Raw genomic sequence first — 17208 nt, 5'->3', positions numbered from 1 at the left:
CGCTGGGATATAAACCGCGACAGATAATACAAAAAAAGAGACCCTTCAGCATGAAAGCTGTGGGTCTCTTTTTTGCATGTTTAATTTTTTATAGCTATCTCCTAAACCTGACTAGAAATGGCATTATCACAAACCACTATTCCAATACAACAATTTTCACTGTCTTTCTGCCCCATTGCAGCGCTTGTGCTTTCGTTGGCAGTAAGATGTCGATTTTATGGCCCTTGATGGCTCCGCCGGTATCACCAGCAACAGCAACACCGTAACCTTCTACCCAAACTTTACTTCCTAGTGGAATAACTCTTGGATCGACGGCAATTAATTTCATATTAGGGTTGGCTTTAATATCGTAGCCAGCCGCTGTAATATGATAGGAATCTTCAGGTGTGTACGCAGTGGCAGTTACGTACATTTCCTTGCCTTTTATTGCAACGCCCACATTGCTTTTGGACGAAGATGAAGATGAAGATGAAGACGTAGATGAGGACGAGCGTGAGACTGTTCGCGCTTTTGCCTCTGCTTGTTCTCTAGCAATCTTTGCTTGGATATCTTTCATCTGCGACTCAATGCCTGCTTTTTCTTGTTCTGCAAGGGTTGCTTGCTGGGCGATTTGATTGTATTTATCCTGCATTGCTGTCAATGCTTCTTGTCTTTTTTGCAGATTTTGATCAAGCTCAGCTTGCTGTTTAGCAAGATCTTTTTGTTGATCCTCTAAAATCTGCTCTTGTTTATCAATCTCTTTTTTATCTTGTTCAATCTGTTGAAGGTCTTCCTTCTGAGCTGTTAAAATGCTTTTGTCCGCATCCATTAATTCCGATGCCGCAGTGGCACGCTGGATGAAATCTGAAATACTATTAGACTCGAAGAATAGGTTAATCATAAGATTAACACTATTATTTTGCTGCATGGCGACTGCCCGCTGCTTCATAATCCCTTTACGGCCAAGGATTTTGTCTTCAAGCTCGACAATCTCTTCTTTTTTCTTTTCGATGAGTTGGTTCGTCTCGTCTATTTTCTCCTGAGTCGCTGCCATGGCTTCTTTGTTTTTTGTAATATAACTATATAGTGATTCTAATTCTTGCTGTATATTTTGGATCTCTTTATTAACAACCTGTTTTTCTTGTTCCTTTTGCTCTACGATTCTTTGTTGGTCGTCAAGCGCCTGCTTGGCGTTATGTAGGGCTTCTTTACTTGTTTGTGCATATGTATTTGCAGTACCTGATACACATAACAGGGTTGTAAGTAACACGAGAATTATACGCTTTATCTTCAATTGCATACTCTTTCTCCTTTCCTTAGTACTATAGTTATAACAGAACAATATGCCAGTTATGTTACAAAAATATTAAAAGAGTATCACATTTTGTCTTATAACAGAAGATAGCGGCAGTTTTGTGTCATATTTGTGTCATTTTTAAACTGGGGGCCGCTCGCTTGTGGGCGCCGCTCGTGCGCATTTGGAATCGCACTGTTTTTAGCATTTTTAAAACTATTAATATAGTAAAGTTCCTTATTGAGCTGCCGTGGCATTTTTTTTACGAAAGTTATTAGAAACATTTTGCCTGAATAGTATGTAAAAACACCGCCTATATCCCCATATCTGAAGTTAGGGGTTTTATGAAAGATAACCTAAAAAATATTAAGGAGAAACCTTGATGAAGGCGATTATGTATAATAAATACGGAACTTCTGAGGTTCTTAAACTCAAAGAAGTAGAAAAACCTACACTAAAGGACAACGAGGTTCTAATAAAAGTTCATGCTGTTTCCGTGAATTCTTGGGATTGGGAACTCCTAAGAGGCAAACCGTTCCTAGCCCGGCTTGAGGGGCTTCTTAAACCAAAGTACAAAATACTCGGCGCTGACATAGCTGGCCAGGTTGAAGCTATTGGTAAAGACGTAAAGCATTTATTACCTGGTGATGAGGTTTTCGGGGACATTTCTTGGTGTGGATGGGGTGGGTTTGCGGAATATGTATGTGCTCATGAAAATGCATTGTCGTTGAAACCAGCGAGTATGACATACGAAGAAGCTGCGTCCATACCACAGGCGGCAGTCCTTGCCTTACAGGGACTTCGTGATAATGGAAAAATTAAAGAAGGACAAAAGGTTTTAATTAATGGTGCTGGCGGAGGTGTTGGCACGTTTGCATTACAGATTGCAAAATTATATGGAGCAAATGTAACATGTGTGGACAGGGCGGAGAAATTAAATATGCTTTCGTCTTTGGGGGCTGACCACGTTATTGATTATGCCCAAGAGGATTTCACCCAAAAAGGACAATCTTATGAACTTATCCTCGATATTGTGGGAAATCGGTCTATTTTCGATTTCAATCGGATATTAAATCCTAAGGGCACTTATATCATGGTCGGAGGTCCCTTGCACCGAATTTTACAATGCCTGATCATGGGACCTTTGTATTCTAAAACCTCGGGAAAGAAAATGACTATCCTGGTCTATAAACCAAATAGAAATGACCAAAATTATTTAAAGCAGCTCTTTATAGCAGGCACAGTAGTACCTGTTATAGATAAACAATATCCGTTAAGTAAAGCTGCTGATGCTGTCCAGTATCTTGGAGAAGGACATGCCAAGGGAAAGGTCGTAATCCGTGTTGAGCATGAAAATGTCCAATCTTAGAACATTTTTAGTTTGAAAATCTTCATAAACCCCTTCAAGTCAATAAAGAAGCAGAGCGAATTCATATGTGAATTACTCTGCTATTTTAGCTGCTCTTATATGTGTTTTTATAGCTGCGGGCACTCCAAAAGAGAACGGCTTTATTTGATCCCGAAACCTTCTTCTTGTACTTCCTACTACTCAGATAATCTCAATTCATTAATCTCTACTCGCCCTCCAGTTCCTTTCCCGCCAATAACACACGGACCTCCTTCTTTTTCCTTGGTATCGTATTTCGTTTCGGAATTACTTTTAAAAAAGTGACCTTGTTTCCTTCTTTAAAGGCAAAATTGCTACATATATCTAAAACTTTTTCATCGGATAGATTCTTGTCGCCTGCTAAGACCTGTAGTGACTTATTGTAGTACGTGAAATGGATGTTTTCATCACTAAAGTGGATGGAAAGGTTTTTGCTGCCATCAATGGCGATGGACTGATAGGGAGTATTCTTAGTTGAGTGGGTTAACGGTTTTGAAAGACAGATTGCATCGCTAAAATCGGGTTTACTCGTAAGCTGTAATTCATTATTCCGCTTTTTTTTGCCAATAAATATTATTGAATGTTGATTTTCATCCATAAAAACGGACCTCCCAATATAACACATGATGACACCATTATTTATTATTCGACAATAATTTGTATTTTCCTGCATTTGGAGTATTTGGAAATTAACTTTTCCTTGGTTATTCGCTCCGTGTGCACTATTTACACAATTACAATTGCGCATTTTATGCACATTTAGACCTTGCTGCTCGTTATCCCGTTAAGTTAAAAACAAGAAATGTTTTTGGCGGTGATAATAATGTCTTTAGCAGATAAATTGAAGGAGCTTCGCGATAATCAAAACTGGTCCCAGAAAACACTTGCTAAGATGATGAATTTGCATCGGTCTAAAATTAGTCGGATTGAAACAGGAAAAGTTATTCCTGACTATCAAACCCTGGTGAAATTTGCGGAAGTTTTTAAAATCGAAAAAGACTATTTGGTAATGGAACTGGATCAACAGAACCGCAAACCTGAGGAGAAGGGATTTGTAGCAAAGGAAAGCTTAGAGGATCCTGAATTAGTAATGATTTCACAACTTTTCGAAAAAGAACCGGAGTTAAAAAAGCACCTGGTCGAGCTTCATTTATTACCTCCAAGACGGAGAGCCTTCTACGTAGATTTAATCATAAACACAATTAAAGTTAACCAACGACACCCAGACAAAATGTAGCAGCAGTTGGCGGGGATAGTGCCTTCATAAATGGTGCCTGACACCATTTAGAAAAAAATGGATAATGGTGCCTGACACCTTTTGGAACAAACTGGAATGTGGTGCCTGACACCTTTTGTCAAAAACTTCAAATAATCTAAGTCCAATTCATTAGCTGAGTTGGACTTTTTTTATCGCATTTTAGCGAAACGTAGGGAATTTGAAGCATCCGGGACAAACTTAGCGAATTTATTAGCATTGGGGAGGCCATTTGCCCAAATGAATCGATAGCAAAGATAGGCCTGTTTTTTTGTCGCTTTTAATTTTGCGAATATTCAAAAATACATGGTAAGCTAAAGTGTGTTACCTAAAATAAATGAAAATTAGGGGGAGTTTTTCAGGTGAAATTTCTAGCGAAAGGAATGTTAGTACTGACTTTGATGGTTTCGCTTGCGGCTTGCGGGAGCGACAAAACATCGACGGATGGAATGAATTTGGTTGAAGGCGGCAAGTTTACCTATGCTGCTTCTGGTGAGTTCAAACCATTCAGTTATGTGGAAAAGGATGGCAACATGATTGGATTTGACATTGATGTTGCCGAGGCTGTTGCCAAGGAATTAGGGCTCAAGCCGGTCCAGAAGAAGTTTAAGTTCGGCGGGATTGTGGAAGGGGTTAAATCGGGGCGCTTTGATGCCGCCGTCGCCAGCCACACTATCACAGAGGAACGTTTACAAGCGGTAAATTTCTCTACACCATACTACTACTCAGGACCGCAGATCTTTGTCCGTCCTGACAGCTCATTTAAAACCCTCGATGACCTAAAAGGTAAAGAAATTGCCGTATCAAAAGGTTCCACTTATGCAGAAATAGCCACAAAAGTTACCGACAAGATTATTTTGCTCGACAGCGATGTCACCGCGCTCGAAGCCTTAAGCAAAGGAAAGCATGATGCCGTTATTACTGATTTCATTACAGGAAAAGAAGCGATTGGCGCCGGGATGAAGATTGCCGGAAAAGAGCTGCTCGGACGCAGTGAACAGGCAATTGCCGTTTCTAAGAAAAACGACAAGCTTCTGAAAGAAATTAATAAAGCGCTCGAAAAACTCCGTGAAAACGGGACGTTAACGGAAATCAGCAAAAAGTACATCGGCGAAGATATCACGAAAGATCCGGAAAAGGAATAATTGCTTCAATGGAGGCAGCACGATATCCGTAGATCTAAGAAGAACAACTGCTTCAATATAGGCGGAACAGTATCCGTGGATCTTAGAGGAACTGCTTCAATGGAGGCAGCACGATATCCGTGGTGCCAAGTGGGAATAACTGCAGCGGCGAATGCATGCAAGGGTGCATTCGCCATCCTTTTTACCTCCCTGCAATCATTTTTTTAGGCGAATCCAAGATTCAAGTATAAGTAAGTACTTTACGCCCTAGGAAAGGAGTGAAAGCCTTGGAGTGGCTTAATAAATTTATCGATTCCTATCCGGTTTTTCTGAAAGGAATGCTGCTGACGTTTGAACTGACAGCGGTCGCCATTTTTATTGGTATTTTTATTGGTTTATTTTTTGCTTTTTTAAAAATATCTAAGATCAAAATTCTCGAGTGGATTGCCGATTTGTATATCTTTCTGATTCGCGGAACGCCGCTTATTGTCCAGATTTTCGTTTTCTACTATGGCTTGACTTCATTAAATATTTCGCAATTTTCGGCGGTGGTGCTGGGGCTTGCCTTCCATAACGGAGCCTATATAGCTGAGATTTTCCGCGGCGCCATCCAATCGATCGACCGCGGGCAAATGGAAGCAGGCCGCTCATTGGGGATGAACTTGAAACTGACGTATCGAAGAATTATCCTGCCCCAGGCGCTCCGACGGGCGATGGCGCCCCTCGGAAATCAGTTCATCATCGCCCTGAAGGACTCATCGCTTGCTGCATTCATCGGCATGTACGAGCTCTTTAACGTCGCAACAACCTACGGCTCCAATTCGTTCGACTACATGACCTACCTATTAATTGTTGCCGTTTATTATCTAATCCTTGTGTTTATTTTTTCCATCCTTTTACGTTACGTCGAAAACCGCATGGCTATCAGCGACTAGCCTTGTTAACAAGTACTTTTAAAAAGGAGGGTTGTCCCTATGGCTGATTCCATCATGGTAAAGGTTGAAACACTCAATAAATCATTTGGTAATCTTCATGTTTTAAAAGATATCGATTTAACCGTGAAGGATCGGGAGGTCGTTTGTTTAATCGGCGCCAGCGGATCGGGGAAAAGTACGCTCCTCCGCTGCCTGAATTTCCTTGAGGTCAAGGACAGCGGCACGATTTTTATTGGCGGAGAGAAAGTGGAGGAAGCTACCCATGACCTTAATCAGGTTCGGACAAGGGTCGGCATGGTGTTTCAGCACTTTCAGCTTTTTCCGCACATGACCGTCATCGAGAATATTATCGAGGCGCCCGTTCATGTAAAAAAAATCCCCAAAGACCAGGCGTATCAAGAGGCAAAGGAGCTGTTGGCGAAAGTCGGCCTCAGCGACAAGGAAACCGTCTATCCCGGCAAGCTGTCCGGCGGTCAAAAGCAGCGGGTTGCCATCGCCCGAGCGCTTGCGATGAAGCCTGATGTCATGCTGTTCGATGAGCCCACTTCCGCCCTTGACCCTGAGCTGGTCGGCGAGGTGCTTGCCACGATGAAAAAGCTCGCCTTAGAGGGAATGACGATGGTCGTCGTTACCCATGAAATGGGCTTTGCCAGGGAAGTGGCCGACTGGGTTGTCTATATGCACGATGGCCGGATTGTCGAGGCTGGACCTCCCGACAAATTGTTTAGCAGCCCCACCGAGCAGCGGACAAAGGATTTCTTGGATTCGGTTTTGTAAATGTCCGTTCCAGAAGCTGCGGACACGTGATTTCTAGGTAAAAATCGAAGAAGCCGCTGAAACGCGTTCAGCGGCTTCTTTTTTAAGGCTGTTTTCGTAAATATTGTTGTTATTAACCTTCATTACGCGTCCAAAAATCGTTAATTCGGTGTAAAATTACACCTCATTAATAAGTGGAACAGATATATTATCGGATTTCGGATGTTTATTAGCGATTCGACAATTTTATTAGCGAATTCGACCATTTTATTAGCGAATCCACAATTTTATTAGCGAATCAATAATAGAAACAATCTGTTAAGCTTGGCTGTTGCTTACAGGTATTTCTGTTTTTCTATCCTCGTATTTGCAAGTGTCCAAGTTTATCAGGATTCGCAACCATAAAGATCCGAGCGATTTGGTTTGCCTCGAATTCAAATGAAAGCACATAAGCAATGTAACCATTTATCGTTAAGACCACACCCGGGCTGCCGTTTACATCTTTAAATTCTAGTATATAGTTTTCAGGAAACTTTTTAAGAATATTTGAGAATAACGAGATGATACGTTGTGACGTGTATATCGGTTTCAATGCAGCTGTTACTTTGCCGCCGCCATCGGAGATTAATACAGCATCTGTCCGTAATATTTCGAGCATTTTATCAATGTTGCCTTTTTGCAATGCAAGTGTAAACTGCTCGATACTGGACTTCATGGATTGGAAATCAAGAGTGGAAGCTTTCGGACGATTGGTGATGCCTTTTTTTGACCGATGGTAGATCTGCCTGCAGTTGGTTGCGGATTTCTCGACGATTTCTCCAATTTCTTCATAACTGTACTGAAATACTTCTCGTAAAAGAAAAACGGCACGTTCCACCTCCGATAACTGCTGCAAAAGCAGAAGATAGGCTGTTGAAATCGATTCCTTCATCAAATACAGATGAGAAGGTTCGTTTGCTTCTTCGACAATGGGTTCAGGCAGCCACTCGCCAACATAAACCTCGCGCTTGCTAGCCGCAGAACGCAATTTGTCTATTGAGCTGTTCATAACCATCCTGCATAAATACGCTTTTTCATTTTCAATCTTCTTTTCGTTAGCTAAACGGCTAAACGTAAGGAATGACTCATGGATAATATCCTCTGCATCCATGACACTCCCGGTCATACGGTAAGCAATCGAAAACAACAAAGGTTTGTAAATTTGGTAGAGCTCAGCAGTTTCCAAAACGGTTACCCTTCTTTCACTAAGAACAGTTCGTTCGTTTTTACTATCTGTAGCGCGGCACGCTTCCCGCTGGCAACAGCAGCATCTGCTAATACTTCTTCATGTCCACACCAATCCCCTGCAATATAGATGCCTTTCATTTGCGGTATGGCTGGGCCTGGGTTTCCACTTCGTTTCAAATGAGGAAAATCATGAACGACAGTAATTTTTGGTAAAAATTGTTGTTCTACCACATCTTTTCGCCAATCAGGATGAAGCAAGTCCATAGCTGCCTCTAATTGCTCTTTATCTGCTTGTGGATGAATGGATTGGTCAATCGGGTTATGGTATTTAACCAGGCTCACAACGATTGTGCCATCTTCACTTAGTTTGGCAGCTCTCGATTGATTCGTGAAAAACAAAGATTGGTCAAGTCCTAAGGCAAATTGATGATGAGGATCAGGCAATTTTTTCATACCTAAATCCAAGCAGCATGCTGTAACTGGAATTGCCTGTTCAGTCCATGTCCTTAGTGATGTGTAGTCTGAACCATTAATCATATTCAATGCTTCTTTCGGGGGCGCCGTTATGATGCAGTCAGGGACATTATATACCTCCCCATTTGAACATCGTATGCTTTGAGACTGTTCATGATGTTCAATTTCTATTACGTTTTTACTGTTGAAAAATTTCACTCCAGCCTCTTCTGCCTGTTTCTTTAGCTTTTGAATGATCGTTTCCCAACCACCGTCCACGTATAAGACTCCGTTTAATGATCGTTTCACCTGCTTCAAAACTGGTTTTGCTCTCTGGAGTGCTGGAGCGCTGGTATAAGTGGTCAATCGACATAATGAATAAAAAATATGCCTTACCATTGGGTCACTAATTTCCGCTTCGGCCCAGTCACTCAAACTTATATCTGGAATGGAGTCCATGTTGCCCTTCATAAGCTTCAACATTAATTTCGAAAAGACAATTTTAGCTTTCCATGATAAAAGTGACGATGACAAAATCGAAGAAAAATCAGTTGGGATTGGATAGACTGCATTTTTCCAAATTCCTTGAATTTGAACCGACTTTGAGGCATCTTCACCGGGAATAGTTATCCCTAGCTCTGTTAGAATCTTCATTGCCTGCCCTTCTAAATACAAGCCATGGGCTCCTAAATTCATAAGAACGCCATTTTTATCATTCGTCATCGCTCTACCGCCGAGGCGGTTTGATTTTTCCAACACCACTACCTTTTTTCCATCTCTGGCCAAAAAATTTGCTGCTGTCAATCCAGCAAGCCCGCCACCGATGATCGCAACATCAAAGTTATTCATAAAAAAATCCCCTCCTAATACTCGTTCTGTAATCAAAACGAATGAAGTGGGGTTTTTGTGACATAAATTTTAAAAAAATCGAAGAAGCCGCTGAACACTTAGTCAGCGGCTTCTTTTTAAAAAAACAGGGGGGTTTTTCTGTTAGTTTACCCCCTATGGTGAAGCTTAAACCTTTTCCATAAAAAAAATTCCGGCAATTTTCTGCCGGAAAAATGAGGACGCCGCGGGGAGATGTTTGATTCTCTTTAACTACCAGTTTAGCTGCGGAGATAATTTTTTATAAAACTCGCCAGCAAGTGGCTCAAATGATGCAAAACAGAGGCGATTTTTTTGAATGGTTCAATTTCACGGAGCTTGGCGATTTTTCCAGTTTAAACATGAAAGGGAATATTTTCTGCAGTTTTTTGCGGATGTCTGGAGTAAATTCTGATGGGGCCTCTTTCCCTGAGTTCAAACTGCTGCTCCTTTATAATCGATTCCAGCTGGCTGACGCGTTTTTGCAGACTGTCGACATTTTGATTGGCTTTGCCGACCATCTTAATTAAACTTTCAAGCAGCTGCTCCAATTTGTAGGCATCGTCATCATGATTAACCAATCGGGACTTCCTCCCTTTTTTGCTCGGTTGCCGCGACAGCCGGCTTAGCGCCCAAGAAGCGGATGGTTTCGGCTACTACCTCGGTGACGTACACCCTTTTTCCCTCTTTGTTTTCATAATTCCGAGTTTGCAATCTGCCCGTGATCCCGACGACGGAACCCTTACGGCAATATTGGTGCGTGTTTTCAGCGGCCTTGCGCCAAAGTGTGCACTGAACAAAATCGGCTTCAATCTCACCATTTTGGTTCCGGTAGTGGCGATTCACCGCTAGCGTAATGTGGGCGACCGACGTCCCTTCTGTCGTCTTTTTTAATTCCGGGTCCCTGGCCAATCGACCGACAAGTGTGACCTGATTGATCATGCGTTCATCTCCTTTTCACTTGATGGTTTTAGCATAGCTTCTTGGCTCCATGGTTGTAAAACCGCGAAAAGGTCCTTATCAAGGGGTGATTTCATTAGATAATCAGCTTATCAAGGGGGTATCGGTCAAATGTGCAGGACTTTTGACTCACAACAGCTTTTATTCAAATTTCGACAAATATTTTTCGACATTTGTTTCTGCTCGACGTATGTTATAATTTAGGGAAAAATAAACAGGAGGCCGCCATGAAATCTTTTAAGTTATACTCATTGGAAGTTGTCGAGGACGACAAGTCGGTGGAAGTTCCGTTAACCGATGGCTTAATTATTAATAAGGAAGACGACCGCTACACCTGGCTGCTTGAGGCTTATACAGATCTGTCCCTCTATGATTATTTTAAAAAAATATCTGAGCAAGACCGCGACATCATCGTCGAAGCGGTTATTACCAAAAAGGAAAACGACCCGGCCTATTTTCAAACGAAAATTTGCTCATTGACGAAATTTGAAAATTATATCAGCGTTTTATTCGAGGGCCATCTGCGCCGTAATAAAAGTGACTACGCCGAGCTGCTGCTCGATGTTCTTCTTCAAAAAGGCCTCGATGGTCCCGAACTTCTCAACGAATTCCGTGAAAAGATGCAGAGCAAGCCGAAGATCAAAGCGAACAATCGGTAATGTTTGAAAAGCGCAGTAGAATTTTAAAAACAGGCCACGTATTTTTAAAAAAATACGTGGCCTGTCTGGATTATTCCTTTTTTTCACCAAGTGCAAAGGTAATTTCCGCTTCGCAGGCGATCTCGCCGTCAACTGTTGCAACCGCTTTGCCCTTACCAATCGGTCCGCGCAGGCGCACGATTTCGACTTCAAGTCGAAGCTGGTCGCCCGGCTTCACCTGGCGCTTAAATCGGCAACTGTCAATTCCGGCAAAAAACGCCAGCCGCCCGCGATTTTCTTCCTTTTTCAAAACAGCGACAGCCCCGACCTGTGCAAGTGCTTCGACGATTAATACGCCAGGCATAACCGGATAATCAGGAAAATGCCCATTGAAAAACTCTTCATTGGCCGTAACATTTTTAATTCCAATCGCTCGTTTTCCTTCTTCCACTTCCAATATTCGATCCACTAGCAAAAACGGATAACGGTGCGGGATAATTTCTTTAATTTGATCAATATCAAGCATGCGATTTAGTACCTCCTACTAAGAACAAGTATTTATTACTTATTCTACTATTAATCGTGCACAAAAGGGAAGGGCTTTCTCCCCCTTCCCTTTTATTAATTATCCAAAACGCCATCCTGATTGTGGCTATCCAAGTCTATTTCCCTTTATCCACTAAATCACGAATATGCGTCCAGGTTGACTCTTTAAATACATCTGCGACTTTCCCATTCCCTAGCACACCGTAGCCAACCACTGCTCCAGCTGTCAACCCGACGGCGATGGATATCACCAATAGAAGAAGACGAAGCCAAATCGGAATCAGGCGGATGCGGACTCGTTTATTCTTTTGAGCTGCCACCTTTTCCCCACTTGCCTTCTTCTCATGGGCAGTTACCTTTTTCTGCGATTCATACTTTGCCTTTTTGTATTCTTCTCTCGTCTTCGCCTGTTCCTGGCTTATATTATTTACAGACATTTATTAATTCCCCTTTGGCAGAAATCCGTTCAAACGCCGGCCCTCGTCCCAGTTTGTTAATACGTATAATATCTAGTTTTTATCTCTTTTTTTAAAAAAATTCCCTTGTAATCATTCTATTATAAAATATTATTCCTAATTACAGGTTAACTTTTTGCAGAAAAAAGTCAATCCCTGCAAAAAATGTGCAATATTTGCTGATTCCGCCATATTTCAAGGTGGGAATAGCCGATGAATTTGGGCAAAATAAAAAGCCCAATGATCTAGGCTTGTTCCGCCTGTTTCATTAGACTTTTTTCGCGATGAAACCTTGATGGCCGAAAGTCAACGGCACGGTTCCTCGTTTTATTTTTTTAAAAAAGCTCTTACCCTAACTTCCGGTTCGGAATGCGGTCAATATTATCAAGCATGATGCCTGTTCCAATTGCTACGCAGTCCATTGGATTTTCCGCGACAAGGACTGGAACTTTAAGCTCGTCGGCAAGGAGCATGTCAATGCCGTGGAGCAAGGCACCGCCGCCGGTTAAAATTACGCCGCGGTCAATGATGTCGGCAGAAAGCTCTGGCGGAGTGCGCTCAAGAACGCTTTTTGCAGCCTGAACGATAACAGCAACCGATTCGCGCAAGGCACCCTCGATTTCCTCAGAACGAACGGTAATCGTACGCGGCAGACCGCTGACCATATCACGGCCGCGAATTTCCATTTCTTCCGAGCGTGAACCCGGGAAGACGGTGCCGATATTGATTTTTATATTTTCAGATGTGCGTTCACCGATTAACAGCTTGTACTCGCGTTTGATGTAGCTGAGAATTTCCGTGTCAAACTTGTCGCCGGCCATTTTGATGGAAGAAGAAGTGACGATATCGCCCATTGAAAGAACCGCAACATCGGTCGTTCCTCCGCCGATGTCCACAACCATGTTTCCGCTAGGCTGGAAGATGTCCATCCCGGCGCCAATTGCAGCCACTTTCGGCTCTTCTTCAAGATAAATCTTTTTGCCGCCGCTCTTTTCAGCAGCTTCCTTGATGGCTTTTTGTTCTACGCTGGTGATGTTCGTCGGGCAGCAGATCAAAATCCGCGGCTTCGATAAAAAGCCTTTCACGTTTAACTTATTAATAAAATGCTTCAGCATTGCTTCTGTTACGTCAAAATCAGCGATGACGCCGTCTTTCAACGGGCGAATCGCGACAATATTCCCAGGTGTACGACCGACCATGCGGCGGGCTTCTTCACCAACCGCCAGTACTTTGTTCGAATTCTTATCAATTGCTACGACAGATGGCTCATTTAAGACAATTCCACGGCCCTTCACGTGAATTAACACGTTCGCCGTTCCCAAATCAATTCCAATATCCCTTGCAAACATTCTCTTTTCTTTCCTCCTCAAAGCGGAATTCCACATGCATTTCCTAATTGTTTATTGTATCATATTCATGAAAATTTCCATACTTTTAATGAAAAAAGTTGTAAATATTTGCAGGAAATTGTCGGAATAGTTGGGAAATTAACAAAACCTTTTCGTTGCATAAAAAAAGCCAGTTCGCGTTGCCGCTATGCTGGCAAATGAAAACCGGATCAGCACAAAGTTTTGCTCAGAAAAAGCCAGTTCACGTTGCCGAACCAGCTGCAGATTGTTACCCTTTTCAAATTGGATTTTTTCGATTCCTTCCCATGAGGCTTTGTTTATTTGACAGCCTCGCCTTCCTTTTCTTCTTTTTGGTATTTCATTTTGGTCGCCTCTCCACCCCGGAGGTGACGGATCGATTTATGATAATCTAAAATTTCTTTTACCTCGTTTGCCAGCTCTGGATTAATTTCAGGAAGTCTCTCGGTTAAATCCTTATGGACTGTACTTTTGGATACGCCAAACTCCTTCGCAATCACGCGAACCGTTTTCCTCGTCTCCACGATATACTTTCCAATCTTGATAGTTCTCTCTTTGATGTAATCGTGCACACTCTCGCCCTCCCTAATATGGATGTGAGAAGTGTGAAATAAGGGCCCGCTTATCACCTCGACCAATACTGCTCCGCACACTGTCCGCCCCACAACGCCCACCCCAAGCTGTACACTCCACACTGTACACTCCACGCGGACAAATGTCTTTTTGTGGTGCCTGACACCAATAACACCATTTACACCATTAACACTATGCGGCTGAAGGTATTTCCCCTTCTGATTTACAATGAATAATCATGTCCCCGACTGGATACCTGCTAACTTCAAACGACTCCTCACCTCAAACACTCTCTTTGTAAAGGTTTGTAACCATTTTATTAGCTTGGATACGGGTTTATGCACAAAATCCACAATCTGGACAAGTCAATTCTAGACTCTTCTGAAAATAGGACAATTTTACTTTTTTCGACATTCCGCTAAAAGCATGGGGCGCCTGCGATTTTCTAGGAAATACGCAGGCCGGCACATTATTTCCTGAGAAATTTGTCGAGAGAAAAAATTATTCTAAATGCTGATGATGTGGGAATTTCTAATAAAACTGATTTGGCGTTCCATTTCTTTACCTTCCATAAAAATACATTTTAGGGGCACGACTAATCTTTAAGGCAGGGATGGACAAAATCGGGCTTGACTTAGTTTGTCTTCATCCAAACTAGCTATTGTAATCCGTCTTACGGGGCTCTATTCCTTTTCCAAATGAAATTTGTTTCATTTGCCATTATAATAAAATAGTTATGCGGTTCTTTCTGTGTAAGAACATAAACGATTGTGGGGGAAACTTGCCGTGACACCATTTACCGAAAACGTCATTGAAATCATCCGCAGCATTCCCGAGGGCAAGGTGATGACCTACGGCCAGATTGCTGGGCTTGCTGGAAGCCCGCGTGCTGCCCGCCAGGTCGTCCGCATCCTGCATTCCATGAGCAGGGCACATCGCCTTCCCTGGCACCGCGTCATTAACGCTAAGGGGCAGATTGCCCTTCAAGATGATGAGTCTTACAACGAGCAGCTCCTGTCGCTTGAGGCAGAGGGTGTGGAAGTAGGTTTGAACGGGGTAATTGATTTGGGGGAATACCAGTGGAATCCTCATAACAAATAAAAAGATGCGAACAGCACTTTTTTCAAAAAGGTTGCTCGCATCGATTTTGTTGTTCGGAAATATAGTGGGACGTAGTTCACCCCTGTGTCCCACGCATTTTCAGAAATGCAGCCAGGACACGGTGCCTGTCCCTGCATCCCAGACCGGGTGCCACATCGGGTGCCTGACACCTTCTTCCAAATCATCTCAATTTCATGTAAATGTTTTTCACTTTTTCCACAGGTATCTGTGAGCCGCCGCGCCCCTGGACATCCTCAACCATCATCGCGATCATGAGGCTTGGCTTGTTTGTATTGTAGGCGATGAACCAACCGTTTTCCGTTCCGGTTTCGCCTTGCTTCTGCTTGATCTCCGCGGTGCCTGTTTTTCCTGCAAGCGGATAGTCCGCCATTTCCGCGCGATGGGCCGTTCCACTTGCATCCGCGACGACCTTCCGTAAATCAGCGGCAATCAGCACGGCCTGTTCGCTAGGAACTAGCGATTCCTTCAGTACCTGAGTCCGCTGCTCCGTGTCCAGTAAAATTGGCTTAACCATATTGCCATTATTGACAAACGGAGTATAGGAGGCCAACAAATGAACAATGCTCATTTGGATTTGTCCCTGGCCATAACCTGAGTCGGCGAGCGCAATTTCGCTCCCCAGATCGCCTATTGTCGATGTCGCAAGCGGGTATGGAAAGTCAACCTTCTCTTCAAAACCGAACTTCTTCAGTCCGTCCGCAAATGCATCCTTGCCAATTTTCAGCGCCGCCTGTGCAAAATAAATATTATCGGAAAACACAAGTGCTTTTTCCAGATTTACCGGGTCGGTCCCCGCATGCACCCGCGTTACAAAGTAGCCGCCCCACGATTTATCCTTTTGCCATTTCGCCCCAAGGATGGCCTCTTGCTCTCCCGGATTAATAGCCCCGCTCATAAGTCCCACCGCCGCCGTGATTGGTTTCATCACAGACCCCGGCGCATAACTTTGCGAAAATCTTGTTGTTAACGGCTGGCGTGCATCTTCCTGCAGTGCTTTCCACTCGTCCGCTGAGAAGCCAAGTGACGCCTGGTTTGGATCAAATGACGGGCTGCTGACAAGTGCCAGTGTTTCCCCGTTCACAGGGTTCATCGCTGCCGCTGTGCCCGCAGGTGCCCCTCCTGCTGCGTTCGCCGCTGCCGCAGTACCTGCAGCTGCTCCTTCTTCCGGATTCGCAGCACCGGCTCCGCCAATCTCCGCACTCAATTCCGTATAAATCACTTCCTGCAAATCAGCATCGATGGTCAGCTTGACGTCCTTCCCGTCGACAACCGGCTTTTCCGCGAGCACCACATCTTCGTCGTCACCCTTCTTTTTAATGATGATTTTGACGCCGCTTTCGCCCTTCAGCTCCTCGTCCAACACCTGTTCAAGGCCTCTTTTTCCAATCACATCCTGGCTGGTGTAACCCTTGTCCTTCCGCTTCGCCAGCTCGTCCGCCGTTATCGCGCCGACATAGCCCACAAGCTGCGCCGCCGCCTCCTTATAAGGGTAAATCCGCGCATCCACCTTCCGCGTCTGTACCGGCCCGAGCGCGATCAGCTGTGCAACCCGGTCCTTGTCCTCCATCGACACCTTTTTCAATGGCACAAACAGCCCCGGCTTCACCCAGGTTGCACTCAGCGCCTTGTTGATCTGCTCTGGGGTCATTTTTAACAGCGAAGCTAACGGTTCGATTTCAGACGCCTCAAGCTTGCCAGCCACCACACCTACCTCATACACCTGGCCATTCGCCGCCAGGCCCGAGCCATTGCGGTCGAGGATCTCCCCCCGTTTTGGCGTGATTGTGCTCAGGCCAATCGTGTCCCCTTCTTGCAATTTTGGAAAAATATATTCAGTATTCCAGTCTACATACCAGTTCTTCTTATCGTCTCGTTCTTCCTTTTGCAGCTGAGCTTTCTGGGTGAATTGAATCGTTCCTGCGATGCTGTTCATTTTAGCATTAAAAGAATAGCTTGCCTGTTCTTGATCTTTCTTTTTATCCTTTTTTGGCTTTTTGAAGTCAATCTTGAGGTTAGTAATCTGAAGGTCTTCGTAGATTTTTTGATAGCGGCTCGTAAATTCTTCTTTGGTGATTTTCTCTTTTGCATCATTTGAAAGGTAATCATACATCTTAGTAAACTTTTGCTGATTCCATAAAGCTATGTACTCGGCGAATCGATCCTCCGGCGTAGGTTCCTTACTGCAGCCAGCAAACGCAAAAACCAGCAGCAAACCCAAAACCAACACCCCCGCAAACTTCCTCACCCGAACCCCTCCTTTTAATACCATTCTA

The 17208-nt window shown here is 43.7% G+C and carries 19 protein-coding genes; 7 read left to right on the top strand and 12 right to left on the bottom strand.

Annotation, left to right across the window (positions count from 1 at the left end; genetic code table 11):
* Positions 1–136: 136 nt before the first annotated feature.
* On the bottom strand, positions 137–1279 hold the full coding sequence (locus AA980_RS23030) for a 3D domain-containing protein (RefSeq protein WP_024029670.1): 1143 nt from the start codon (positions 1277–1279) through the stop codon (positions 137–139).
* Between the two features lie 376 nt (positions 1280–1655).
* Between AA980_RS23030 and AA980_RS23025 the strand changes: the two genes are divergently transcribed.
* Positions 1656–2642 (top strand): NAD(P)-dependent alcohol dehydrogenase, encoded by a 987-nt coding sequence (locus AA980_RS23025; protein ID WP_024029669.1) that lies wholly within the window; start codon positions 1656–1658, stop codon positions 2640–2642.
* Positions 2643–2847: 205 nt separating this feature from the next.
* On the opposite strand, the gene AA980_RS23020 is transcribed toward AA980_RS23025, so the two are convergent.
* A complete protein-coding gene (locus tag AA980_RS23020) occupies positions 2848–3258 on the bottom strand; it encodes a hypothetical protein (RefSeq protein ID WP_024029668.1) in 411 nt (136 codons plus the stop codon).
* 225 nt (positions 3259–3483) lie between these two features.
* On the opposite strand from AA980_RS23020, the gene AA980_RS23015 reads away from it, so the two are divergent.
* Together AA980_RS23015 and AA980_RS23010 are read left to right on the top strand one after the other, a co-directional pair.
* A complete protein-coding gene (locus tag AA980_RS23015) occupies positions 3484–3897 on the top strand; it encodes a helix-turn-helix domain-containing protein (RefSeq protein ID WP_024029667.1) in 414 nt (137 codons plus the stop codon).
* Between the two features lie 419 nt (positions 3898–4316).
* Complete coding sequence (locus AA980_RS23010; RefSeq protein ID WP_407937481.1) at positions 4317–5060, top strand: transporter substrate-binding domain-containing protein; 744 nt, start codon at positions 4317–4319, stop codon at positions 5058–5060.
* 5 nt (positions 5061–5065) lie between these two features.
* Here the strand turns inward: AA980_RS23010 and AA980_RS27385 are convergent, their stop codons facing one another.
* Positions 5066–5236: a hypothetical protein gene (locus tag AA980_RS27385; RefSeq protein WP_156351203.1), complete on the bottom strand. Its 171-nt coding sequence runs from the start codon at positions 5234–5236 to the stop codon at positions 5066–5068.
* Between the two features lie 90 nt (positions 5237–5326).
* On the opposite strand from AA980_RS27385, the gene AA980_RS23005 reads away from it, so the two are divergent.
* The gene (locus AA980_RS23005) at positions 5327–5974 is read left to right on the top strand and encodes an amino acid ABC transporter permease (RefSeq protein ID WP_024029665.1); all 648 of its coding nucleotides are present in this window, start codon (positions 5327–5329) and stop codon (positions 5972–5974) included.
* A gap of 39 nt (positions 5975–6013) precedes the next feature.
* On the top strand, positions 6014–6751 hold the full coding sequence (locus tag AA980_RS23000) for an amino acid ABC transporter ATP-binding protein (protein WP_034724556.1): 738 nt from the start codon (positions 6014–6016) through the stop codon (positions 6749–6751).
* A gap of 334 nt (positions 6752–7085) precedes the next feature.
* Here AA980_RS23000 and AA980_RS22995 read toward each other — a convergent pair whose 3' ends face one another.
* From AA980_RS22995 to AA980_RS22980, 4 genes are all read right to left on the bottom strand, one after another.
* A complete protein-coding gene (locus tag AA980_RS22995; RefSeq protein WP_024029663.1) occupies positions 7086–7955 on the bottom strand; it encodes an RNA polymerase sigma-70 factor in 870 nt (289 codons plus the stop codon).
* A 5-nt stretch (positions 7956–7960) separates the two neighbouring features.
* Entirely contained in the window at positions 7961–9259 is a 1299-nt protein-coding gene (locus AA980_RS22990) for a phytoene desaturase family protein (RefSeq protein ID WP_024029662.1), read from the bottom strand.
* 371 nt (positions 9260–9630) lie between these two features.
* Positions 9631–9855, bottom strand: a complete 225-nt coding sequence (locus AA980_RS22985) for a hypothetical protein (protein WP_024029661.1) — start codon at positions 9853–9855, stop codon at positions 9631–9633.
* Complete coding sequence (locus AA980_RS22980) at positions 9848–10216, bottom strand: single-stranded DNA-binding protein (RefSeq protein WP_024029660.1); 369 nt, start codon at positions 10214–10216, stop codon at positions 9848–9850. The genes AA980_RS22985 and AA980_RS22980 overlap by 8 nt, the downstream gene beginning before the upstream one ends.
* A 245-nt stretch (positions 10217–10461) precedes the next feature.
* On the opposite strand from AA980_RS22980, the gene AA980_RS22975 reads away from it, so the two are divergent.
* Positions 10462–10893: a YwpF-like family protein gene (locus AA980_RS22975; RefSeq protein ID WP_024029659.1), complete on the top strand. Its 432-nt coding sequence runs from the start codon at positions 10462–10464 to the stop codon at positions 10891–10893.
* Positions 10894–10963: 70 nt separating this feature from the next.
* On the opposite strand, the gene fabZ is transcribed toward AA980_RS22975, so the two are convergent.
* The 4 genes from fabZ to spoIIID form a co-directional block, all read right to left on the bottom strand.
* Positions 10964–11398 (bottom strand): 3-hydroxyacyl-ACP dehydratase FabZ, encoded by a 435-nt coding sequence (gene fabZ / locus AA980_RS22970; RefSeq protein WP_024029658.1) that lies wholly within the window; start codon positions 11396–11398, stop codon positions 10964–10966.
* Positions 11399–11534: 136 nt separating this feature from the next.
* Positions 11535–11855: a DNA-directed RNA polymerase subunit beta gene (locus AA980_RS22965; protein WP_024029657.1), complete on the bottom strand. Its 321-nt coding sequence runs from the start codon at positions 11853–11855 to the stop codon at positions 11535–11537.
* A 365-nt stretch (positions 11856–12220) separates the two neighbouring features.
* Complete coding sequence (gene mreB, locus AA980_RS22960; protein ID WP_024029656.1) at positions 12221–13222, bottom strand: rod shape-determining protein; 1002 nt, start codon at positions 13220–13222, stop codon at positions 12221–12223.
* A gap of 317 nt (positions 13223–13539) precedes the next feature.
* Positions 13540–13812, bottom strand: a complete 273-nt coding sequence (gene spoIIID / locus AA980_RS22955; RefSeq protein ID WP_007086083.1) for a sporulation transcriptional regulator SpoIIID — start codon at positions 13810–13812, stop codon at positions 13540–13542.
* A 787-nt stretch (positions 13813–14599) separates the two neighbouring features.
* Between spoIIID and AA980_RS22950 the strand changes: the two genes are divergently transcribed.
* Complete coding sequence (locus AA980_RS22950; RefSeq protein WP_024029655.1) at positions 14600–14914, top strand: MGMT family protein; 315 nt, start codon at positions 14600–14602, stop codon at positions 14912–14914.
* 181 nt (positions 14915–15095) lie between these two features.
* Here the strand turns inward: AA980_RS22950 and AA980_RS22945 are convergent, their stop codons facing one another.
* Entirely contained in the window at positions 15096–17180 is a 2085-nt protein-coding gene (locus AA980_RS22945) for a penicillin-binding transpeptidase domain-containing protein (RefSeq protein ID WP_024029654.1), read from the bottom strand.
* Positions 17181–17208 lie beyond the last annotated feature (28 nt).

It is taken from the genome of Neobacillus vireti (assembly GCF_001026695.1).
Taxonomy (GTDB): Bacteria; Bacillota; Bacilli; order Bacillales; family Cytobacillaceae; genus Neobacillus; species Neobacillus vireti.
This window is presented reverse-complemented; position numbering and strand designations above follow the sequence as displayed.